Annotated in this window: 12 protein-coding genes, 1 tRNA gene and 2 pseudogenes; 13 read left to right on the top strand and 2 right to left on the bottom strand. The window is 63.2% G+C overall.

Annotated features, from left to right (window positions below):
• Window positions 1–4: 4 nt before the first annotated feature.
• Entirely contained in the window at window positions 5–1,375 is a 1,371-nt protein-coding gene (locus tag A7A09_RS06365) for a TolC family outer membrane protein (RefSeq protein WP_106690783.1), read from the bottom strand.
• 23 nt (window positions 1,376–1,398) lie between these two features.
• Complete coding sequence (locus A7A09_RS06370) at window positions 1,399–2,052, bottom strand: protein-L-isoaspartate O-methyltransferase family protein (protein ID WP_106690586.1); 654 nt, start codon at window positions 2,050–2,052, stop codon at window positions 1,399–1,401.
• 126 nt (window positions 2,053–2,178) lie between these two features.
• Between A7A09_RS06370 and A7A09_RS06375 the strand changes: the two genes are divergently transcribed.
• The 13 genes and pseudogenes from A7A09_RS06375 to A7A09_RS06430 all read left to right on the top strand — a co-directional run bounded on the left by A7A09_RS06375 (window position 2,179) and on the right by A7A09_RS06430 (window position 19,558).
• Window positions 2,179–2,252, top strand: a tRNA-Cys gene (locus tag A7A09_RS06375).
• 20 nt (window positions 2,253–2,272) lie between these two features.
• Window positions 2,273–3,466, top strand: coding sequence for a 3-deoxy-D-manno-octulosonic acid transferase (locus tag A7A09_RS06380; RefSeq protein WP_106690587.1), 1,194 nt, complete (start codon window positions 2,273–2,275; stop codon window positions 3,464–3,466).
• A gap of 34 nt (window positions 3,467–3,500) precedes the next feature.
• A complete protein-coding gene (locus tag A7A09_RS06385; RefSeq protein WP_106690588.1) occupies window positions 3,501–3,914 on the top strand; it encodes a DUF1178 family protein in 414 nt (137 codons plus the stop codon).
• A 113-nt stretch (window positions 3,915–4,027) separates the two neighbouring features.
• A pseudogene (locus A7A09_RS06390) lies at window positions 4,028–5,283 on the top strand (aspartate kinase).
• Window positions 5,284–5,351: 68 nt separating this feature from the next.
• Window positions 5,352–7,597 (top strand): annotated as a pseudogene (gene ptsP, locus A7A09_RS06395) (phosphoenolpyruvate--protein phosphotransferase).
• 161 nt (window positions 7,598–7,758) lie between these two features.
• Window positions 7,759–7,974 carry a hypothetical protein gene (locus tag A7A09_RS21370; protein WP_245999182.1) on the top strand — a complete coding sequence of 72 codons (216 nt, stop codon included), beginning with the start codon at window positions 7,759–7,761 and terminating at the stop codon, window positions 7,972–7,974.
• 38 nt (window positions 7,975–8,012) lie between these two features.
• A complete protein-coding gene (locus tag A7A09_RS06400) occupies window positions 8,013–9,305 on the top strand; it encodes an OpgD/OpgG family glucan biosynthesis protein (RefSeq protein WP_245999184.1) in 1,293 nt (430 codons plus the stop codon).
• Window positions 9,302–11,395 (top strand): glucans biosynthesis glucosyltransferase MdoH, encoded by a 2,094-nt coding sequence (gene mdoH, locus A7A09_RS06405; RefSeq protein ID WP_106690589.1) that lies wholly within the window; start codon window positions 9,302–9,304, stop codon window positions 11,393–11,395. Before A7A09_RS06400 ends, mdoH begins: the two co-directional genes overlap by 4 nt.
• Window positions 11,392–12,558, top strand: coding sequence for an OpgC domain-containing protein (opgC, locus tag A7A09_RS06410; protein ID WP_106690590.1), 1,167 nt, complete (start codon window positions 11,392–11,394; stop codon window positions 12,556–12,558). Before mdoH ends, opgC begins: the two co-directional genes overlap by 4 nt.
• A 281-nt stretch (window positions 12,559–12,839) precedes the next feature.
• Window positions 12,840–14,720: a sensor histidine kinase gene (locus A7A09_RS06415; RefSeq protein ID WP_106690591.1), complete on the top strand. Its 1,881-nt coding sequence runs from the start codon at window positions 12,840–12,842 to the stop codon at window positions 14,718–14,720.
• Window positions 14,717–16,069, top strand: a complete 1,353-nt coding sequence (locus tag A7A09_RS06420; protein ID WP_106690592.1) for a sigma-54-dependent transcriptional regulator — start codon at window positions 14,717–14,719, stop codon at window positions 16,067–16,069. Before A7A09_RS06415 ends, A7A09_RS06420 begins: the two co-directional genes overlap by 4 nt.
• Window positions 16,070–16,252: 183 nt before the next feature.
• Window positions 16,253–17,227, top strand: a complete 975-nt coding sequence (locus A7A09_RS06425; RefSeq protein ID WP_106690593.1) for a TAXI family TRAP transporter solute-binding subunit — start codon at window positions 16,253–16,255, stop codon at window positions 17,225–17,227.
• Between the two features lie 144 nt (window positions 17,228–17,371).
• Complete coding sequence (locus A7A09_RS06430; RefSeq protein WP_106690784.1) at window positions 17,372–19,558, top strand: TRAP transporter permease; 2,187 nt, start codon at window positions 17,372–17,374, stop codon at window positions 19,556–19,558.
• Window positions 19,559–19,740 lie beyond the last annotated feature (182 nt).

Consider the following 19,740-nt stretch of genomic DNA (forward strand, 5'->3'; position numbering starts at 1 on the left):
ATTGTCAGTTGTCGCGGCCGATGGCGCGCAGCACGCGATCCAGGCTTTCGCCCTGCTTGCTGGTAAAGGGCGCATCGCGCACCGCGTTGTAATATTGGGACGGGTCATATGTGGGAATCCCGAGCTTAAGGTTTTCTACCGTAAGCAGACCCATAGCGGCCAGAAGTTGATAATGTGCTAATTGCAGATTGGCTTCCGCCGTGATCTTGTCAGCCCGCGCCTCAAGCAGGGACTGTTCGGCGTCCAGCACGTCCAGCGTCGTGCGGGCACCAAGCTGAGCCTCTTCGCGGACCCCGTCATAGGCTTGCTGGGCGGCGGAAATCTGTTCGTTGATCGATCCGATCTGCGCGCGCGCCACGTCGATATTGGCCCAGGCTGTCCCGACCTGCTGATTGATATCCCTCGCAACGCTCAGAAGCGCGGCCCGGGCCTCGTCCCGCGCGGCCATCGCCTTGCGATGCGCAGCCGGCAGGCGTCCGCCGGAATAGATGGTCTGGCTCAGTTCCAGTCCGACCGATCCGTTCAGCCGGGTGTCGTAATCGCGGGAGCCCTGAATGATATCGCGGCCAACACCCGCCTGCGCCGTGCCGGACAGGGTCGGATTGCGTTCCGCTGCCGCCGCGGCCACGCCCAATTCGGCAGCCGCAGCGGATCGCTGCGCCTGCTTGATCGCCGGGTGGTTCTTTTGCGCGATGGAGCGGGCTGCCTCCAGATTGGCGGGCAGCTTGGGCAGGGGTGGAGGAGCGGATAGCTGGCCGGGTTTCTTGCCGGTCGAGGCCAGATATTGTTCCCGCGCCACCTCGAGATCGCCTTCGGCGGCGGCCAGGGCTGCCCGCGTCGCAGCCAGCCGGGCCTCGGCCAAGGACACATCGGTCACCGTGATCTCACCGACTTCGAAACGATCCTGCGCGGCCTGGCGTTCCTGCCCGATCACCCGGACCGAGTTCTCTTGCAGGGAAACCTGTTCGGTGGCCCGGCGAACATCGAAGAAGGCCTGGGTCGCCCCAAGGAGCACGTCCTGCTCGACCCCGACCAGCGCCTGCCGGGTCGCCAGAACCTGCTCCTTGGCGGAATCGATCGCCAATTGCGAGCGCCCCCAATCGTAGAGTGGTATCTCGGCCCGCAGGGCCAGCGCGCTGGAGCGCGTGCTGCCGTGGTTGCCCTCGATCCGGGAAACCTGATGACTGGCGACCCATTGCAATATCGGCCGAAGCTGGGCCACGGCATTGGCGACATCTTCGTCGGCGGCCCGCAGAACGGCGCGGTTCTGCTCCATCAGCGCGGAATGACGATAAGCTGAGACCATGGTGTCCGCCAGTGATTGCGCGCCCGCAGGCAATGCGGCAACCACAGACAGCGCCGCAGCGGCTGCCATGCGTTTGAAACTCGTCAGATGCTTCACAGGCTGAATCCCCGTTCCTTCGTGAAAGCCTTGAGCACCGGCGCATGCGCATTGAATGCATAGCGCCAGTTCACCCGGCCGTTCAGGCGATATCCGATTCGGGCCACGCCAAGCGAACCTTCCATGAAGAGGGCACCGATCCGTCCCCCTTCCTTCAACTGCTCCAGGATGGCCGAGGGCACGTCCTCGACCGCGCCTTCGATCAGGATGACGTCATAGGGACCTTGCCTGGGCTCTCCCTTGGTCAGGTCGCCATGAAGCGTCGCGACATTGAACACATTCGCGTCGGCAAGCCGTTTCTCGGCCTCGGCCGCCATGGTTTCGTCGTCTTCCACGGCAACGACGGCTTCGGCCATCCGTGCGACGACCGCGGCGGAATATCCATAGCCGCAGGCCAGATCCAGGACCAGATCACCGGGCTGGATATCCAGCCCGTCCACCAGCTTGGCCAATGTCCGCGGCTCAAGCATGACCCTGTTTTCACCGATGGCGAGATTCTCGCCCGAATAGGCGACGGCGCGCAGAGGCGCCGGGACGAATTCTTCACGGGGAATCGCCAGCATGGCTTCGATCACCGGGAACTTGGTCACATCGTTGGGGCGAACCTGGGTATCCACCATCACGGTGCGGCGCGCGGCAAAATCGGTCATTGTCGGAACCTCTGCTCGACCTGCTTCTGGGGCTTATTGCCACGTTTCATGTAGGTGAGCAACGGCGGTCATTCCAGTCTTGCGCGGCGCGCAGCGATCCTTTATCCCGAACGCACTCTCGACGGCGGTGGGTTGGCGGAGTGGTTACGCACCGGATTGCAAATCCGTGAAGACCGGTTCGATTCCGGTACCCACCTCCAGTATCAGCCGAGGGCTTCCGATGATTTACACCGCAACCTCCCGATTGGCCGAAGCCTTCCTGCGATTGCGCGCGCACCTCGGCGGATCAGGGAACCTGCGCGAGAGGCTTGTCCTGGATCGGGTGCCCGGCCGTGCCGATATCTGGGTGCATGGCGCTTCGGTGGGCGAGTTGACCTCGGGCCGCCCGGTGATCGAGGCGCTGGCCGCCGAGTTCGAACTGCAAGTCACCGCGAACAGCGTGACCGGGCGCGACATGGTTGCCGGGTGGGGGCTGCCTGCAAGATTGGCTCCGCTGGACATGCCGGGATCGCTCAGCCGGTTCCTGGATGCCGTCCAGCCCCGGCTGGCGCTGACGATCGAAGGCGAGTTCTGGCCGTTGCGCTCTCGCGTGCTGGCAGATCGGAACATCGCGCAGGCGATGATCGGAGCGCGGATGTCCGAGCGGTCGGCGGCCAAATGGAGCCGGTTGCGCAATGTGATCACACCGATGCTGGGACGGATTGCCGCCTTCTCGGCCCAGGACAGCGGGAGCGAGGCGCGGCTGCGCGGCCTGGGCCTGCCGGATGCGGCGATCCTGCCGCGATTGGACCTAAAACTGCTGTCACCGGCGCAAGTCGCCCCCCCCGCTGACGATCCCGCGCGTGATCTTGTCCTTCTGGCCGCCTCGACCCATGAAGGCGAGGATGCGCCGATTCTGGACAATTGGCTGGCGGCACGGGCCGCTCACCCCGGTCTGCGCCTGATTCTCGCGCCACGCCATCCACAGCGCGGCGACGACATCGCGGCGCTGATCGCGGCGCGCGGGCTGGATGTCCGGCGGCGCTCCGATGGCGCCCAGGACGCGCCGCTCCTGCTGGCGGATACCCTGGGCGAGATGCCGCGCTGGTATGCGCGGGCGGGAATCTGCCTCGTCGGCGGGTCGCTGACGGATAATGGCGGCCATACGCCGTGGGAACCCGCAGCCTATCGCTGTGCGATCCTGCATGGCCCGCATATCGCCAATCACGCCGACAGCTATGACGCCCTCGCCTCGGCGGGCGGGGCGGTCGAGATCGACGGTGAGACCCTGGCGACCGAGCTGATCCGGCTGGCAGGCGATCGTTCCGCCGCCCGCAGGATGGGCCAAAACGCCCGGGATGTGCTGACCGAGCGGGCTGGCGATCCGACGGCATTGCTTGCCCGGCTCGGAGAACTTGCCAAAACCGGGCGATGACACGATATAGAAGGAACATGAATGAGGTTTTCGCATGATCCGCTATGCGTTGCGCTGTGACAAAGGCCACGATTTCGACGGCTGGTTCCGCTCGTCCGACGGTTTCGAGACGATGCGGGATGCCGGCCAGGTCACTTGTGCGCAATGCGGCTCGACCAGCGTGGAGAAGGCGTTGATGACCCCCTCGGTGCCCGTCGAGCAGAAACGGCCCCTGGACGCTCCGCGCAATCCATCAGAGGCCGCGCTGGAAAAGCTGCGCGAACATATCGAAAAGAATTCCGATTACGTTGGGCTGCGCTTTGCCGACGAAGCGCGCGCCATGCATGAAGGCGAACGTCCCGGCCGCGCGATTCACGGCGAGGCGAAACCGGAGGATGCCCGAAAGCTGATCGAAGATGGCGTGCCGGTCGCCCCGTTGCCCTTCATCCCGCGCCAGAAGGCGAATTGACGTCGCATGCGACATGCGGCCACGGGACATGCCGGTTGCATCTCCTCTTGCGGTTTCCCCTGCTCACTCATAAAAGCCGCGCCGATGGACAAGTCTGAGGCTGGAGGCCCGCAATGCCGCTTCTGGTAATGAAATTCGGCGGCACTTCCGTGGCCGACCTGGAGCGGATCGGGAATGCCGCCCAGAAGGTTCAGCGCGAGGTCGAGCGCGGCTATGACGTCATCGTAATCGTCAGCGCCATGTCGGGCCGGACCAACGAACTGGTCGGATGGGTCGAGCAGACCTCGCCGCTATTCGATGCGCGCGAATATGACGCGGTGGTAAGCTCGGGCGAGAACGTGACCGCCGGGCTGATGGCCCTGACATTGCAGGAAATGGGCGTGCCCGCGCGCAGCTGGCAGGGCTGGCAGGTGCCGATCAACACCACCGACGCCCATTCGGCAGCGCGTTTCGTGGAGATTCCGCGCGACAATATCGACCGCAAGTTCCAGGAAGCTTCAAGGTCGCCGTAGTGGCGGGTTTCCAGGGGCTGGGACCTGACGGGCGGATCACGACCCTGGGGCGTGGCGGCTCGGATACCACCGCCGTCGCCTTTGCCGCCGCCTTCGAGGCCGAGCGCTGCGATATCTATACCGATGTCGATGGCATCTATACCACCGATCCGCGCATCACCTCGAAAGCGCGCAAGCTGGAAAAGATCGCCTTCGAGGAAATGCTTGAACTGGCCAGCCTGGGGGCAAAGGTGCTGCAGACCCGCTCGGTCGAGCTGGCAATGCGCTACAAGGTCCGGCTGCGCGTGCTATCCTCTTTCGAGGATACCGACGAGAATTCCGGCACGCTGGTCTGCGATGAGGATGAAATCATGGAATCGAAAGTCGTAAACGGGGTCGCCTATTCGCGGGAAGAGGCCAAGATCACCCTCGTCACCGTCGAGGATCGGCCGGGCATATCCGCCGCGATCTTCGCGCCGCTGGCCGATGCCGGCGTGAATGTAGACATGATCGTGCAGAACATATCCGAAAAGGATTATGACGATCACCCCGGATCGGTGACCGACATGACCTTTTCGGTCCCGGTCAATCAGGTCGAGCGCGCCAAGCGCGCCATGGAAGAAGCACGCGCGGCGGGCCATATCTCATATGACGAATTGATCGTGGACACCGAAACCGCCAAGGTCAGTGTCGTCGGTATCGGCATGCGCAGCCATACGGGCGTTGCGGCCCGGATGTTCAAGGCGCTGGCTGATGAAAATATCAACATCAAGGTCATCGCCACCAGCGAGATCAAGATTTCGGTGTTGATCGACCGCAAATATATGGAACTCGCGGTGCAGGCGTTGCATGATGCCTTCGGGCTCGAAGCGGCCTGACAACAAACCGGGCGCAAGATCCGGAGAACGGCCCAAAGGGCCATCGCGGCAGAAAAGACAGGGGCGCGATGCCGGACCGTAACGAAAGCGATTCACGCAAGCTGCTGAGGCGGCTCAAGGAAATTCTTGCCGCTCCCGGAGGCGGGCAGGACCGGTTGGATCAGATCACCCATCATATCGCCGATTCGATGGGCACGCAGGTCTGTTCGATCTACCTGTTCCGCGATGCCGAAACGCTGGAGCTCTGCGCCACCGAAGGGCTGCGCAGCGAGGCCGTCCACCAGACAAGGCTGCGCTTGGGCGAAGGCCTGGTCGGGCGCGTCGCCCGCACCGGACGTTACGTGAATACCGCCGACGCCCCCTCGGCTCCCGGTTTCCGCTTCATGCCCGAAACCGGCGAGGAAGTGTTCCCCAGTTTCCTGGGTGTCCCGATCCAGCGCGTGGGCGAGCGGCTCGGGGTGCTGGTCGTCCAGTCGCAGGACAAGCGGCTGTTCAGCGATGACGAGGTTTACGGCCTTGAGGTCGTCGCCATGGTGCTGGCCGAGATGACCGAGCTTGGCGCCTTTCAGGGCAGCCAGTCCGACAGCATGCCCCTGGCCCATCGCTTTCCGCTGATGTTCCGCGGCGGCACCGGACAGGAAGGCGCTGCCGAGGGGCATGTCTGGCTGCATGATCCACGGGTGGTGATCGCCAATCCGGTCGGCGACGATCCCGAGACGGAACTGCAGCGCCTGCATGACGGCGTGAACCGGCTGCGCGAGACAGTCGATACCATGGTCGCCGCAGCCGACATGGGGGGCGGCGGCGAACATACCGCCGTGCTGGAAACCTACCGGATGTTCGCCCATTCACGCAGTTGCTGCGCCGGATGGAAGAGGACATCAAGCTGGGCCTTTCGGCGGAGGCCGCGATCGAGAAAGAGCAATCCGCCGCGCGTGCGCGGCTGGAGATGTCCGCCGATCCCTATCTGCGCGACCGGCTGCACGATCTGGATGATCTGTCGAATCGATTGCTGCGGATCCTGACCGGCCAGGGCAGCAATACCGGCGCCGAAATGCCCGACGACCCGATCCTGGTCGCCCGCAATATCGGCCCGGCGGAACTGCTGGAATATGGCCGCAAGCTGAAGGGCGTGGTGCTGGAAGAGGGCTCGGTCGGCAGCCATGCCGCCATCGTGGCGCGGGCGCTTGCCATACCGCTGGTCATCCATACCAGCCGCATCACCGCCGAGGCGCTGAACGGCGATCCGATCCTGGTCGATGGGGATCAGGGCATCGTGCATCTGCGTCCCGAGGAGAGCGTCGCCGCCGCCTTCCGCGACAACCTTGCCATGCAGGCCGAGGCACAGGACCGCTATGCCAGCCTGCGCAACCTGCCCGCCACCGGTACCTGCGGCACGACGATACAGCTTTACATGAATGCCGGGTTGATGGCCGACCTGCCCTCGCTGGAAGGATCGGGCGCCGAGGGCGTGGGGCTGTTCCGGACCGAATTGCAGTTCCTGATCCGCAACCATGTGCCCCGCCGGGCGGAGCTGGCAAGGCTTTACCGCCATGTCATCGACAGCGCCAAGGGCAAACCGGTCATGTTCCGCACGCTGGATATCGGTTCGGACAAGGTGCTGCCCTACATGAAGCCACAGGACGAACCAAATCCGGCGATGGGCTGGCGCGCCATCCGCGTGGGCCTGGACAAGCGCGGCGTGCTGCGGATGCAGTTGCAATCGCTTATCCGCGCTTCGGCGGGATGCCCCCTGCATGTGATGTTCCCCTTCATTTCCGATATCACCGAATACGAGGCCGCCTATCGCATCCTGATGCATGAACTGGCCCGCGAACAGCGATTGGGCCATGACATGCCCAGCGATATCCGGGTGGGGGCGATGCTGGAAACGCCCGCGCTGGCCTTTGCACCCAAGCGATTCTTCGAGATGTGCGACTTCATCTCGATCGGCGGCAACGACCTGAAGCAATTCTTCTTCGCCGCCGACCGCGAGAACGAGCGTGTACGCCGGCGCTACGATACGCTCAGCGCGTCTTTCCTGATGCTGCTTCGGCAGATCGTCGCGCGCTGCGAAGAGGCACGCGTGCCGCTCTCTTTCTGCGGCGAGGATGCGGGCCGTCCGATCGAGGCGCTGACATTCGCCGCCCTGGGCATCAGGCGGCTCTCCATGCGCCCGGCCTCGATCGGGCCGGTCAAGCACCTGATCCGCCGCGTTTCGATCAGCGAATTGCGCCAGGTCATCGATGACGCCCAGGACTCGGGACTGACCAATTTGCGCCGTCCCATCACCGAATGGCTCGCGCGCCAATAAGTGAACCTGCCCCGCTTCCATGCAAAACGACGTCAGGTTATTCTCTTCCAGGCCCACGGCACGGAAACTCGCTGGCAGACCAGCGCGTTACCGCCTATACAGCTTGCTGCAATGCGGCGGTGTCCGTATGATAATCAGGTTTTTGGCATCGAAATCCACTCATGAAGCGCAGACAATTTCTTAATGCCGCCAGTGCGCTGGCTGTCGGAGGCCAGATCGTGGCCACCAAGGCGCAAGCCCAGGGCGGCGCGGCCGAAGGGCCGTCTCCGATGCCTGATGTCTTCGGATTCGAAGAGGTCGCGGCGCTTGCGGCGGACCGGGCGACGCGCGTCTATACGCAGCCGGTCGCGGAACAGGTCGCAGTTTTGCCGATCTGAACTACGATCAATATCGGGCAATCCGGTTCCGCCCCGAGATGGATCCGCTGAAGGGGAGCGGAGGATTCGCCCTGGATCTCCTGCCACCGGGGGCGATCTTCTACGAGCCGGTGAATATCAGCATTGTCCGTAACGGAGTGCCGCAAAAGCTGGGCTTTGATCCGCATATGCTGGAATTCGATCCGTCGCATTTCCCCGACGGCGCCGATCTGGAAACCAGGGGCGATATGGGATGGTCGGGATTTCGCCTGCGCACGATGCTGAACAAGCCGGGCGTGATGGACGAATTCCTGGTCTTCCAGGGCGCCACATATTTCCGCGCCGTGGCGCGGGGGACGCTTTACGGGCTTTCCGGGCGCGGACTCGCCATCAAGACCGGCAGCCCCGATGGCGAGGAGTTCCCGCTTTTCACCGATTTCTGGATTCATGAACCGACCGAGACCACCGGCTCGATCCGCATTCACGCGATGCTTGACAGCAAATCCGTGACCGGGGCCTACCAGTTCGACGTCAATCCCGGTGCTGTCACCATGATGAAGACCCGGGTCGCGCTATTCCCCCGGGTCGACCTGCGCGAGACCGGCCTAGCACCCCTGACGTCGATGTTCTGGTTCGGTCCGGCCGGGCGGCGCGGGGTGGATGATTATCGTCCCGCCGTCCATGACAGCGACGGGCTGCAAATGCATACGGGTGCCGGGCAGGCTTTGTGGCGCAGCCTGTCTTCGCCTGCGAAATTGCAGATCGCATCATTCGTCGACCGCGATCCCAGGGGATTCGGCCTGATCCAGCGCAAGCGCGATTTCGAGGATTACGAGGATGCAGAGGCCCTGTATCATCTGCGCCCCTCGGCCTGGATCGAGCCGGAGGGAGCATGGGGCGAGGGCGAAATCCGGCTGGTCGAGATCCCGGTCGAAAACGAGTTCAACGACAATATCGTCAGCTACTGGGTCCCGAAGGAGCCGATGGTGAAAGACAAGCGGCATGAATTCAGCTATCGGCTCAGCTTTGCCGCGCTGCCGCCCAACGACCTGCCGCTTGCGAAGATCCGGCAGGTGCGATCCGGCCGGTCGATCAATTCAGACAGCATGCGCAGCTTCATCGTGGATTTCGACCTGCCGCTCTTCACGGAAGAGATGCCCGAATCCAAGGTGACCACTTCGACAGGCGACATCGTCCATGCCTATCTGAAGCCCCTGCCGGATCAGCAAGTCCTGCGGCTGGCCTTCGAATACGAACCCGGCAATGCGCAATTGGCCGATCTTCAGGCCGTGCTGACCAGCAAGGACGGTGTCGCGCTCAGCGAAACCTGGATGACACGTTGGACAGTATGATCGCCATCGCCGCGCAAGAGCATCTCGCGCCATCCCCGATGCCGCCCGAAGCGCCGTTGGACATGCCGGTGCAGGATTTCCGTGCACCGCCCCCCGCCGGCCCGCGCCGCAGCCGCGACGGATTGCGGGTCTGGCTGGCCAGAACGGTCGCTTTCGGCGGCACCATCGCCCTGGCCGCGTTCGGTTTCTTCCAGATGCTGACCGCGTTCGGGGACAAGCCGACACCGATGCAGTTGATGCTGCTTGCGCTTTTCGTGCCGACATTCGCCTGGATCGGCTTCAGCTTCTGCGCCACGCTTGCCGGCCCGCTCGCCCCCCGTCCCGGAACCCCGGCCCAGCCCGGCAAGGCGAAAGTCGCGGTGGTCATGCCAATCTACCACGAGGACGCCTCGACCAGTATCGGGCTGCTGACGGCGCTGGCGCGCGAGCTTGAACAGGAGGGCATGGCGGACAGGGCAGAGATTTTCGTGCTGTCGGACACACGCGATCCGGCGGTGGCGGTAAACGAAACGCTGGCGGTCGCCGCCGCGCGCGAGATGTCCCCCCTGCCCTTCTGGTATCGGCGGCGGGAAACGAATACCGACCGCAAATCCGGAAATATCGCCGAGTTCCTGCGCAGATGGGGCGGTCGCTACGATCAGATGGTGGTCCTGGATGCAGACAGCGTGCTGAGCGGGGAAACCGTCAGGGCCCTGTCGGCCCGGATGGAGGCCTCGCCCGACCTCGGGCTGATCCAGACCATGCCGGTGCTGATTGGTGGAGAGACGATCTTTGCCCGCCTGACCCAATTCGCGGGCCGCGTCTATGGCCCGATGATCGCCCGCGGAGTCGCGGCCTGGTCCGGGAATACCGGAAACTACTGGGGACATAACGCGATCATCCGCATCAGCGCCTTCGCGCAATGCTGCGGCTTGCCGAGACTGCCCGGCAAGGCCCCCTTTGGCGGCTCGATCCTCAGCCATGACTTCGTCGAGGCGGCGGCATTGTGCCGGGCGGGCTGGAAGGTCCGGCTGGATTACGATCTGCGCGGCAGCTACGAGGGCTGCCCGCCGACATTGCTGGACATGGCGGTGCGTGAGCGGCGTTGGGCCCAGGGCAATCTCCAGCATCTCAGCCTGATCGGCATGCGCGGCACCCGCGCCATCAGCGGGGCGCATTTCGCCATCGGCATATTGGGCTTCCTGATGAGTCCGATCTGGCTTGCCCTGATCCTTGTCGGGCTGGTCCTCTCTGCCACGGTGCTTCTGTCCACGCCGGAATATTTCCCGAACGCCTACCAGCTTTTCCCCGACTGGCCGGTTTTCGACTCCCGCCGGATGCTCTGGCTCTTTGCGATCGCCATGGGCCTCCTGTTGCTGCCCAAGCTCTTCGGCATCCTTCGCGCATGGTCCCGCCCGCTGGCGAAGAATTCGGGCGGTCCGGTGCATATCTTCGCCAGCGCGCTGTTCGAGGTCATACTCTCGGCCCTGATCGCTCCGGTGCAGATGCTGACCCAGACACGGCAGATCTACGAGATCCTTTGCGGCCGGGACAGCGGATGGAAGGCACAGACCCGTGCCGGATCGATGCCCGCCTGGCGCGTCGTGCTGAGCCGCCACTGGGCCCATGTCGTCCTGGGCCTGGGGACATTGATCGTGCTGGCGGAGTTTTCGCCCCAGCAATTGATCTGGCTGTCGCCGATCCTTGCCGGGCTGATCCTGTCGCCGCTCACATCGCGTCTCTCGGCCAGCCCGGTCTTTGGCCGATGGGCCCGCATGCGCGGGCTCCTGGTAACCCCGGAAGAGCGTGAAACGCCGCCGATCATAGCGGATGCGCAGGCAATGACCCGCCGCCTTCCCCGTCCCGTCGACGGGATCGAGTCGATCCTTCGCCTTGGCCGGGACCCCGAGCTCATGGCCCGGCATATCGCCATGCTGCCCGCAGAAATCGATCGTCCTGCAGCCGAGAATCTGGCCAGCATCACCGCCGAAGCCAAGATCGCCAATGCGGCGAGCCAATCGCAGGCATTGGATTTTCTGAACCAAACCGAAGCGGATGCGTTGGTGTCCAGCAAGAGCCTGCTGACACTTTGGAGCCGTCTGCCCGCATGAAACGAATAATAGCACTGGACATGCTGCGCGGCTATGCGCTGGTCTGCATCATGGTCGATCACATGCCGCGCTCGGTATTGCGCGAGACCACGCTCGGAAATTTCGCGGTATTCGATGCCGCCGAGCTCTTCGTGCTGCTGTCCGGGTTTCTCGTCGGGCTGGTCTGGAAGACGGTCGAGGAAAAACAGGGCCGCCGTGCCGCGCAATGGCGCTTCACCCGCCGCGCCTTCGAGGTCTGGCGTGCGCTGGTGATCGGTGGAATCGTCATGGCCCTGCTATCGGCCGGGCTCCTGGCGATGGGGATGAAGCATACCGCGATCTGGAACCAATATGCGATCTGGGTCATCGAGAACCCGCTCGGATATCTGGGAACCCTGGCAACCATGTGGCTGCAGCCGAACCTTCTGGACGTGCTGGCAGTCTATGTGGTTCTCATCGCCTCGGCGCCGCTTCTTGTTCCCGTCCTGCTTCGCTGGCCTCTGCTTTTCGCCGCGGCATCGCTGATCACCTGGTGGTTCGCACCCGAGTTCAACAAGATGATCCCGAACCATCGCGGCAACGGGCTGCTGTTCAATCCGTTCGGCTGGCAGATGCTTTTCTATACGGGCACGGCAATGGCCCTGTTCAGGCATCGCTTCATGCCGGTCCTGCTGCGCCACAGGCACCTGTTGACCGCGCTCTCCATCGGCATGTTCACATTTGGCGCGGCGATCGTCATCGCGGTCAAGTTCGGCGAGACCGCCCTGCCCGTTCGGGAAGCGTTGAAACAGGTCTATGGCGTCATCGTCAAATGGCACCTGGATGGCACACGCTATCTTGCGATCCTCGCCGCCAGCTGGCTGATCGCCGTACCGTTGAGCAACCCGATGGAACGGTTGGCCGCAAGCCGCCCTGGTGTCGCGTTGCAGCAGATCGGGCGCGGCGGGCTCTGGTCATTCGTCATGTGCGTTCTTCTGTCCGTGATCGGCGATGCGCTGCAACAGAATCCGCCCGATCAGTTCTTCCTGCGCAAGCTGGGCATCGATTTCCTGGTTGTCCTGGCCTTGTGGTCGCTCTCGGTTCTCTGGCTGACTTATGGCGCACCACGTCAAAAGGCGCCGCACGCCAAGCGCGGGCCGTGGCAAGCGCCCCCATGCAGGACGACCAGCCCATCAAGGCGGTGAGCATGAAACCCCGTCCGGCCCAGAGACCGGGCAAACCGGTTTGCCCGGATCCGCTTCAGCCAGTCAATCAACGGGCTTGACGGATATTCCCCGTAATCGTCGCGCCACGCGCAGAATATACCTGCCCTCATCTATCAAGTCGGCGATGGCTGGATCGCAGCATTCTGCGAAAAGCGCTCGTGCCTGACGTCCGCATATCAGTGGATGATGGAATCAAGGCAAGATCGAACCAACCAGTTTTTGCTTAATACGCGAGGTGAAGCTGCTAAAGTCGCGGCAAGATGACCAGATCCTCGCCTCAACTCGCGGATGACACGCTGGAAAGCCGCAAGGGCGGCCTTGGCCGGATACTGCCCCTCTGCGGCGTTCTTGCCCTTTGCATCGCCCTGCCGGGTTTCGGCATCGGTCCGCTGACGAATTACTACCTGTCGGAAAGCAAGGCTCGTGGCGACAGCACGATGAAGCTGGCCGTGGCAACGCTGGACGGAGAGCTTGCCCGATACGAGCGGCTGCCGCAGCTTCTGGCCCAGCAGCCGATCCTGCGAGAGGTGATCTCGTATCCGGACGATCAGGGGATCGCACGGGCGGCTAACGCATATCTGAAGGACGTGAATGCCCTGCTGGAATCGTCCGATCTATATGTCATGAGGCCCGACGGCTTGACCGTGGCCGCCAGCAATTACGATTCCGACATGCCCTTCATCGGGCAGAATTTCTCGTACCGCCCCTATTTCGACGATGCGCTGGCGGGCGGGTTGGGGCGCTTCTTCGGGTTGGGCACGACTTCGTATCGCCGGGGCTATTATTTCGCCGCACCGATCCGGGAAAATGGCAAGGTGATCGGTGTCGTGACCCAGAAGATCGATCTGGCTCAGCTTGAGGACAGTTGGAGGGCGTCGGGATATGAAATCATCGTGACCGATCCCGAAGGAGTCATCTTCCTTTCGACCCGTGCGAACTGGACCTATTACTCGCTCGCCCCGCTCAGCGCCTCGATGTTGCGGCGGTCTCGCGAGACTCAACGATATGCCCGGACCGAAATCGGAACCCTGCCGCTGGAAGAGGCGGGAGACGCGAATGGCCATCCACTCGTCACCATTGACGAGAACGGCAGGACGCGGACCTTCATGATGATCGGGCAAGAGATGCCGGAGGCCGGATGGACCGTGCGGGTGCTGGTCGACACCGCCTCGGCCCGGCGGCAGGCCTGGGCCATGGCGCTGATCGCGATGCTGGCGATCGTCGTCGCGACGCTGGCCGCCGCGATTCTTGTCCAGCGCCGCAATCGCGGACGGGAACGGGCGGCCTATCAGCGCGCGACACAAGCCCTGCTGGAACGGCGCGTGGCAGAGCGCACGGCCGAGCTGGGCAGTGTCAACCAGCAGCTGAAGGGCGAAGTGGAGGAGCGGCGGGCAGCCGAGATGGAATTGCGGCGCACACAGCGGCGGCTGGTTCAATCCGCGAAACTGGCGGCGATCGGACAGATGTCGGCCGCGCTGAGCCACGAATTCAACCAGCCGCTTGGCGCGGTACGCAATTTCGCCGACAATGCCGAAACCTATATGCAGCGGCAACGCTATGACGAGGCGCGCAAGAATATCGTCCGCATCCAGGGTCTGGCCGACCGCATGGCCGAGATCAGCCGCACATTGCGGAATTTCGCCCGCAAACCGCGGCAGCGTCTCGAACCGGTCGAGCTGTCGGGACTGGTTCGAGACAGTGTCGAAGTCATCTCCTGGCGGCTCAAGGGCAGCCCGGCGAAAATCTCGGTCGATGACATCCCCGATGGGCTTGCGGTCGTGGCCGAGCCGGTGCGATTGCAGCAGGTTCTCGTGAATTTGATGGCCAATGCCCTGGATGCCCTGGACGGCTTGGAAGATCCCCAAATCGGGATAACCGTGAAATGCGAGGGCAAGGCAGTAACGTTGACGGTCGCCGATAACGGACCGGGGATTCCTGCCGAATTGCAGGAAAGGATCTTCGATCCGTTCTTCTCGACCAAGGGCGTCGGGCAGGGGCTGGGACTTGGCCTGTCGATCTCCTACAATATCATCCGGGATTTCGGCGGCGAATTGCGATTGTGCGATGCACCCGGCGGCGGCGCGATCTTTCATATCGAGCTGCCCGCCCCGCCGGTCGGCGAAGATGAGGCGGCGGCATGAGCGGACGTGTATTGTTGATCGACGACGAAGACGACATTCGCCTGTCGATGGAGCAATCCCTGGACCTCGCCGGCTTCGATGTCGAAAGTTTCTCAGATGCTCAATCCGCATTGGAACTGGTCAATTTCGGCTTTCGCGGGATTGTCGTCACCGATATCCGCATGCCCGGCATCGATGGCCTGACCTTGATGAACCGCGTGGCCGAGATCGATTCCGAGATCCCGGTCATTCTGGTCACCGGGCATGGCGATATCCAGTTGGCGGTGCGGGCCATGCATGAAGGCGCGCATGATTTCCTGGAAAAGCCCTTTCAGGCGCAGCAATTGGCGGATATCGCGAAGCGCGCGATGGATTTCCGGCGGATCGTCCTTGAAAACCGGGTTCTGCGCGCTGCGGCCGGTCAGGCCGATGACCTTGAGATACGGCTGATCGGGCGCTCGAACGCGATGGTTGACCTGCGCCGCCGCATGCGAACCATTGGACCGACAGAGGCCGATGTCCTGGTCATCGGCGAAACCGGCGTCGGAAAAGAGATCGTGGCCCGCGCCCTGCACGATCTGTCGCCCCGCGCGACAAAACCGTTCATCTCCATCGACTGCGCGGCCTTGCCGGCAAGCCTGATCGAATCCGAGCTGTTCGGGCATGAACCGGGCGCGTTCGCCGGCGCCATGCGCGAGCGTTACGGCAAGTTCGAGCATGCGCAGGGCGGAACGATCCTGCTGGACGAGATCGCCTCCATGCCGATCGCTGTGCAGGGAAAATTTCTCAGGGTGATCGAGAACCGGGTCATTACCCGCCTTGGATCGCATGACGAACGCCCGCTGGACGTGCGCTTCATCGCCACCTCGCGCTCCCCGCTCGAGGAAGAGGTTGCAGCCGGCCGCTTCCGGGCGGATCTTTTTTACAGGCTGAATGTCGTTACCCTCATCATTCCTCCGCTTTCCGACCGGCGTGAGGATATCCCGCTGCTGTTCAGCAAGCTGGTGCAGGAGGCTGCCTCGAGATATCGCCGCGAGCCGCCGGCGATCTCGCCGCGGCTGATCAGCCAGGTGAATGCCGCCAGATGGCCGGGCAATGTCCGCGAGCTGCGCAACGCCGCGGATCGCTATGCCCTGGGTGTAGCCCTGCAGCCCGCCGCCGACGCGGACCAGGAACCCATGCGCCTCGCCGATCAGGTGGCAGAGTTCGAACGCAATGTCCTGATCGGCGCATTGCTGAGCCATGGCGGCAAGTTGAAACCGGTTTACGAATCGCTCGGATTGTCGCGTAAATCGCTTTACGAGAAGATGCAGAAACACGGCATCGACAAGAAGCAACTCGGCATCGAGGCCGAGGATCAGGACGACTGATGGGAAGAAGTCGGAACACGGCGTCGCCCCAATGTTACCATATCCACCCATTGCTGCGTTGCGGCAGCGTTTTCTCGCGCTGAACGCGGTCAGATTGCTTGCCGCAAAAGGGGGCGGACTGCTTTCCAGAATGCACGTCACGGGTATCTGCCCGTGGAACTGTTGCATTTCGGGAGGAAACAAATGCGCATTTACCGTTTCGCCGCCGCAGCCGCGTCTGCCTTCATGCTGGTTCAGCCCGCCATCGCACAAGAGGATCGCGAGGACTGGCCAAGCAGCATGACCATCGGCACCGCCAGCCAGGGTGGGACCTATTTCATCTATGGCACGGGCCTGGCGGCATTGATCAGCAAGAACCTTGGCGTGAACGCGTCAGCCGAGGTCACCGGCGGCCCGGTGCAGAACGCCACGCTGGTCGAAACCGGCGATCACCAGATCGGCCTGCTGACCATGGGCCCCGCCCATGAAGCCTGGAGCGGCGAAAGCGAATTGGCTCCGGGTGTCGAACACAAGCAGTTGCGTGCATTGTTCCCGATGTATCAGACTCCGTTCGAATCCGTCGCGCTGGCATCTACCGGAATCGGCGATGTCTCCGACCTGGATGGCAGGAACGTCTCGGTCGGACCGGCCGGCGGAACCGCCGCGACCTATTGGCCGCGCTTTTTCGAGGTGGTCGGGGTCAGCCCGAATGTCAGCTATGCCGGTGGCAGCGATTCGACCGGGCAGGTCAAGGACGGCCTGATCGACGCCTTCGCCTTCGCCGCCGGTGTTCCGATTTCCGCCTTTTCGCAGATCGCGGCTGAGAACAAGGTAAACATCTTCGGCTTCACCGAAGAGCAGCGCGACCAGATCCTCGAGACAATGCCCGAGGTCTCGGCCTATGACATCCCCGAGGGCATGTATCCCGGTGTTCCGGCGCATGGCACCGTGGCAATGTGGAATTTCGCCACCGCCTCGGCCGAGATGTCCGAAAGCCTTGCCTATGAAATCACCAAGCTGGTGATGGAGAACAACGAGGCAATGGTCCAGATCCATGCGGCCGCCGCCGAAACGCTGCCCGAGAACGCGGACAAGAACGGCTTCCTGCCCTATCATCCGGGCGCCGTCCGTTATTTCGACGAGGCCGGGATCGAGATCCCGGACGAATTGCGCGGCTGACGCGCAGCGGCGCCCCGATGCCGACAATCCGGGGCGCCGCATTCTCTCCGACAGCACCGTGCGGAAGGTCTTGCCGCACATGATCCGGACAACCGGGCGAACCGATCGCCGCCGGTCCTGTCCTCATTTGCAATGGAGTCCTCGATGTCCCATGCCAACCTGTCACAGCCGAGCCCTGCCGATCCGGAGACGCCGGTCATCGCGCAAGGGGTCGATGACGAACCGCTCACCCCGACGCAACGCGACCTGCGGGGCCGCATCGGCCTGCTCTTTGCCGCGCTTTGTATCGGCTATACGCTGTTTCACCTTCTGGTCATGAACCTGTTCCCGCTTGAGACATGGGCCTATCGCATGATCCATGTCACCGGCGGCCTGGTGATCGGCTTCCTGGGCTATTCGGCGCTGACCCAGTCTGACGCAGCGTTGAAAGGCGAGTTCGGCCTCGCCCGGCGCGGCTGGCCGGAAAAGGCGCTTCTGGCGCTCGCCCTGGCGGGTACGGGCTATGCCTTCGCGATGATTGCCTATGCCTGGCTGGGCTGGTGGTTCGCCGGTGCGGCCAATCCGCCCCCCTTCGTGTTCGGCAGTTTCGGCATTCCGCTGATCCTGGGAACCATCGCGGCAGTTGTCGCGGGCTGGTTGTATTCCGGGCGTGACCGCAGCCGGATCTATGAAGGCGACTGGCTGCTGGGCATCGCATCAATCGCGATGCTCGGCTATATCCTGTTCGTCGTGGGCGCGCTGCGCCTGCGGGCGGGAACCGCGATGGCGCAACCAGGAGATCTCTTCGCGGCAGCCGCCGGTGTCATCCTGATCCTGGAACTGACACGCCGCCTGACCGGGCTGGTGCTGGTCGTCATCGTCTGCGTCTTCATCGCCTATTCCTTCATGGGACCGTGGTTGCCGGGTTTCCTGAACCATCGCGGCTATGACGCGTCGCGCTTCTTTACCTATATCTTCACCGATCAGGGGATTCTCGGTGCGCCGATCGCCGTGTCCTCGACATATATCATCCTGTTCATCGTCTTCGCGGCTTTCCTGCAGGCCTCGAAGGTCGGCGATTATTTCGTCAACTTCGCCTTTGCCGCCGCAGGGCAGGCGCGCGGCGGTCCGGCCAAGGTGGCGGTCTTCGCCAGCGGGCTGATGGGCATGATCAACGGGACTTCGGCAGGCAATGTCGTCTCGACCGGCTCACTGACGATCCCGTTGATGAAGCGTGTCGGCTATCCGGCGAAATCGGCGGCCGCGATCGAGGCCACGGCCTCGTCCGGCGGGCAGATCCTGCCACCGATCATGGGCGCGGGCGCCTTCATCATGGCCGAGGTCACCGGGATTCCCTATACCGAGATCGTCGTCGCCGCGATCATCCCGGCGGTGCTGTATTTCATCTCGGTCTATTTCATGGTCGATCTTCAGGCCCTGAAACTGAACATGAAGGGCCTGCCCCGCGCCGAACTGCCCAAATTCGCCTTGCTGGTGCGCCAGATCTACCTGTTTTTGCCAATCATCATCCTGATCTACACACTGTTCGCCGGCTATTCGGTCATCCGTGCGGGCACGCTGGCGATGATCTCGGCCGCGGTCGTGAGCTGGCTGACACCGCATCGGATGGGAGTGCGGCAGGTGCTGCACGCATTGGACCTGGGCGCGCGCATGTCGATCCAGATGGTGGCCGTCTGTGCGGCAGCCGGGGTGATCGTCGGTGTCATCGCCCTGACCGGGGTCGGTGCGCGCTTTTCCACCCTGCTGCTGACCATCGCCGATCAAAGCCAGCTCCTGGCGCTGTTCTTTGCCATGTGCATCTCGGTCCTGCTGGGAATGGGCATGCCGACGACCGCGGCCTATGCGGTGGCGGCGGCGGTGGTCGCGCCGGGGCTGGTCTCACTGGGCATTCCCGTCCTGGTCGCGCATTTCTTCGTGTTCTATTACGCGGTGATGTCGGCGATCACGCCGCCGGTGGCGCTGGCCGCCTATGCCGGCGCGGGGCTGTCGGGTTCGGATCCGATGAAGACTTCCTTCGAGGCGTTCCGCCTCGGTCTTGCCGCCTTCATCGTGCCGTTCATGTTCTTCTCGTCGCATGAACTGCTGATGCAGGGCGAATGGCTGGACATCCTGCATGTCTTCGTCTCGGCGATGCTGGGCATGTTCCTGCTGTCGGCTGCGGTCATCGGCTATTATTTCGGCCCGCTCAATATCGCGCTGCGCGCCGTTCTGCTGGCTGGCGCGCTGGCCATGGTCGATGGCGGCTGGTTCAGCGACCTGGCGGGCCTGGCCATCGCGGGCGGGCTGTTCATCCTGCAACGCGGCCTGCCGACCCGCCGGCCGGCAGGTTGATCATGTGACATCGGGCCGCCCATGAACAGGGCGGTGGCATGGCCACCAACAGGCTGCCATGCCATCGCCGGATTCTGCCTAAATCCTCGACACCGGATAACCCCCTGACATCCGGTTGGTTCTCGTGGCCGCTCTTGCCTTGTGTTATCCTGCGCATCCAGCAAGATTGACATCACCACAAT

The sequence above is a fragment of the Paracoccus methylarcula genome (assembly GCF_003007735.2).
In the GTDB taxonomy this organism is placed as follows: Bacteria; Pseudomonadota; Alphaproteobacteria; order Rhodobacterales; family Rhodobacteraceae; genus Paracoccus; species Paracoccus methylarcula.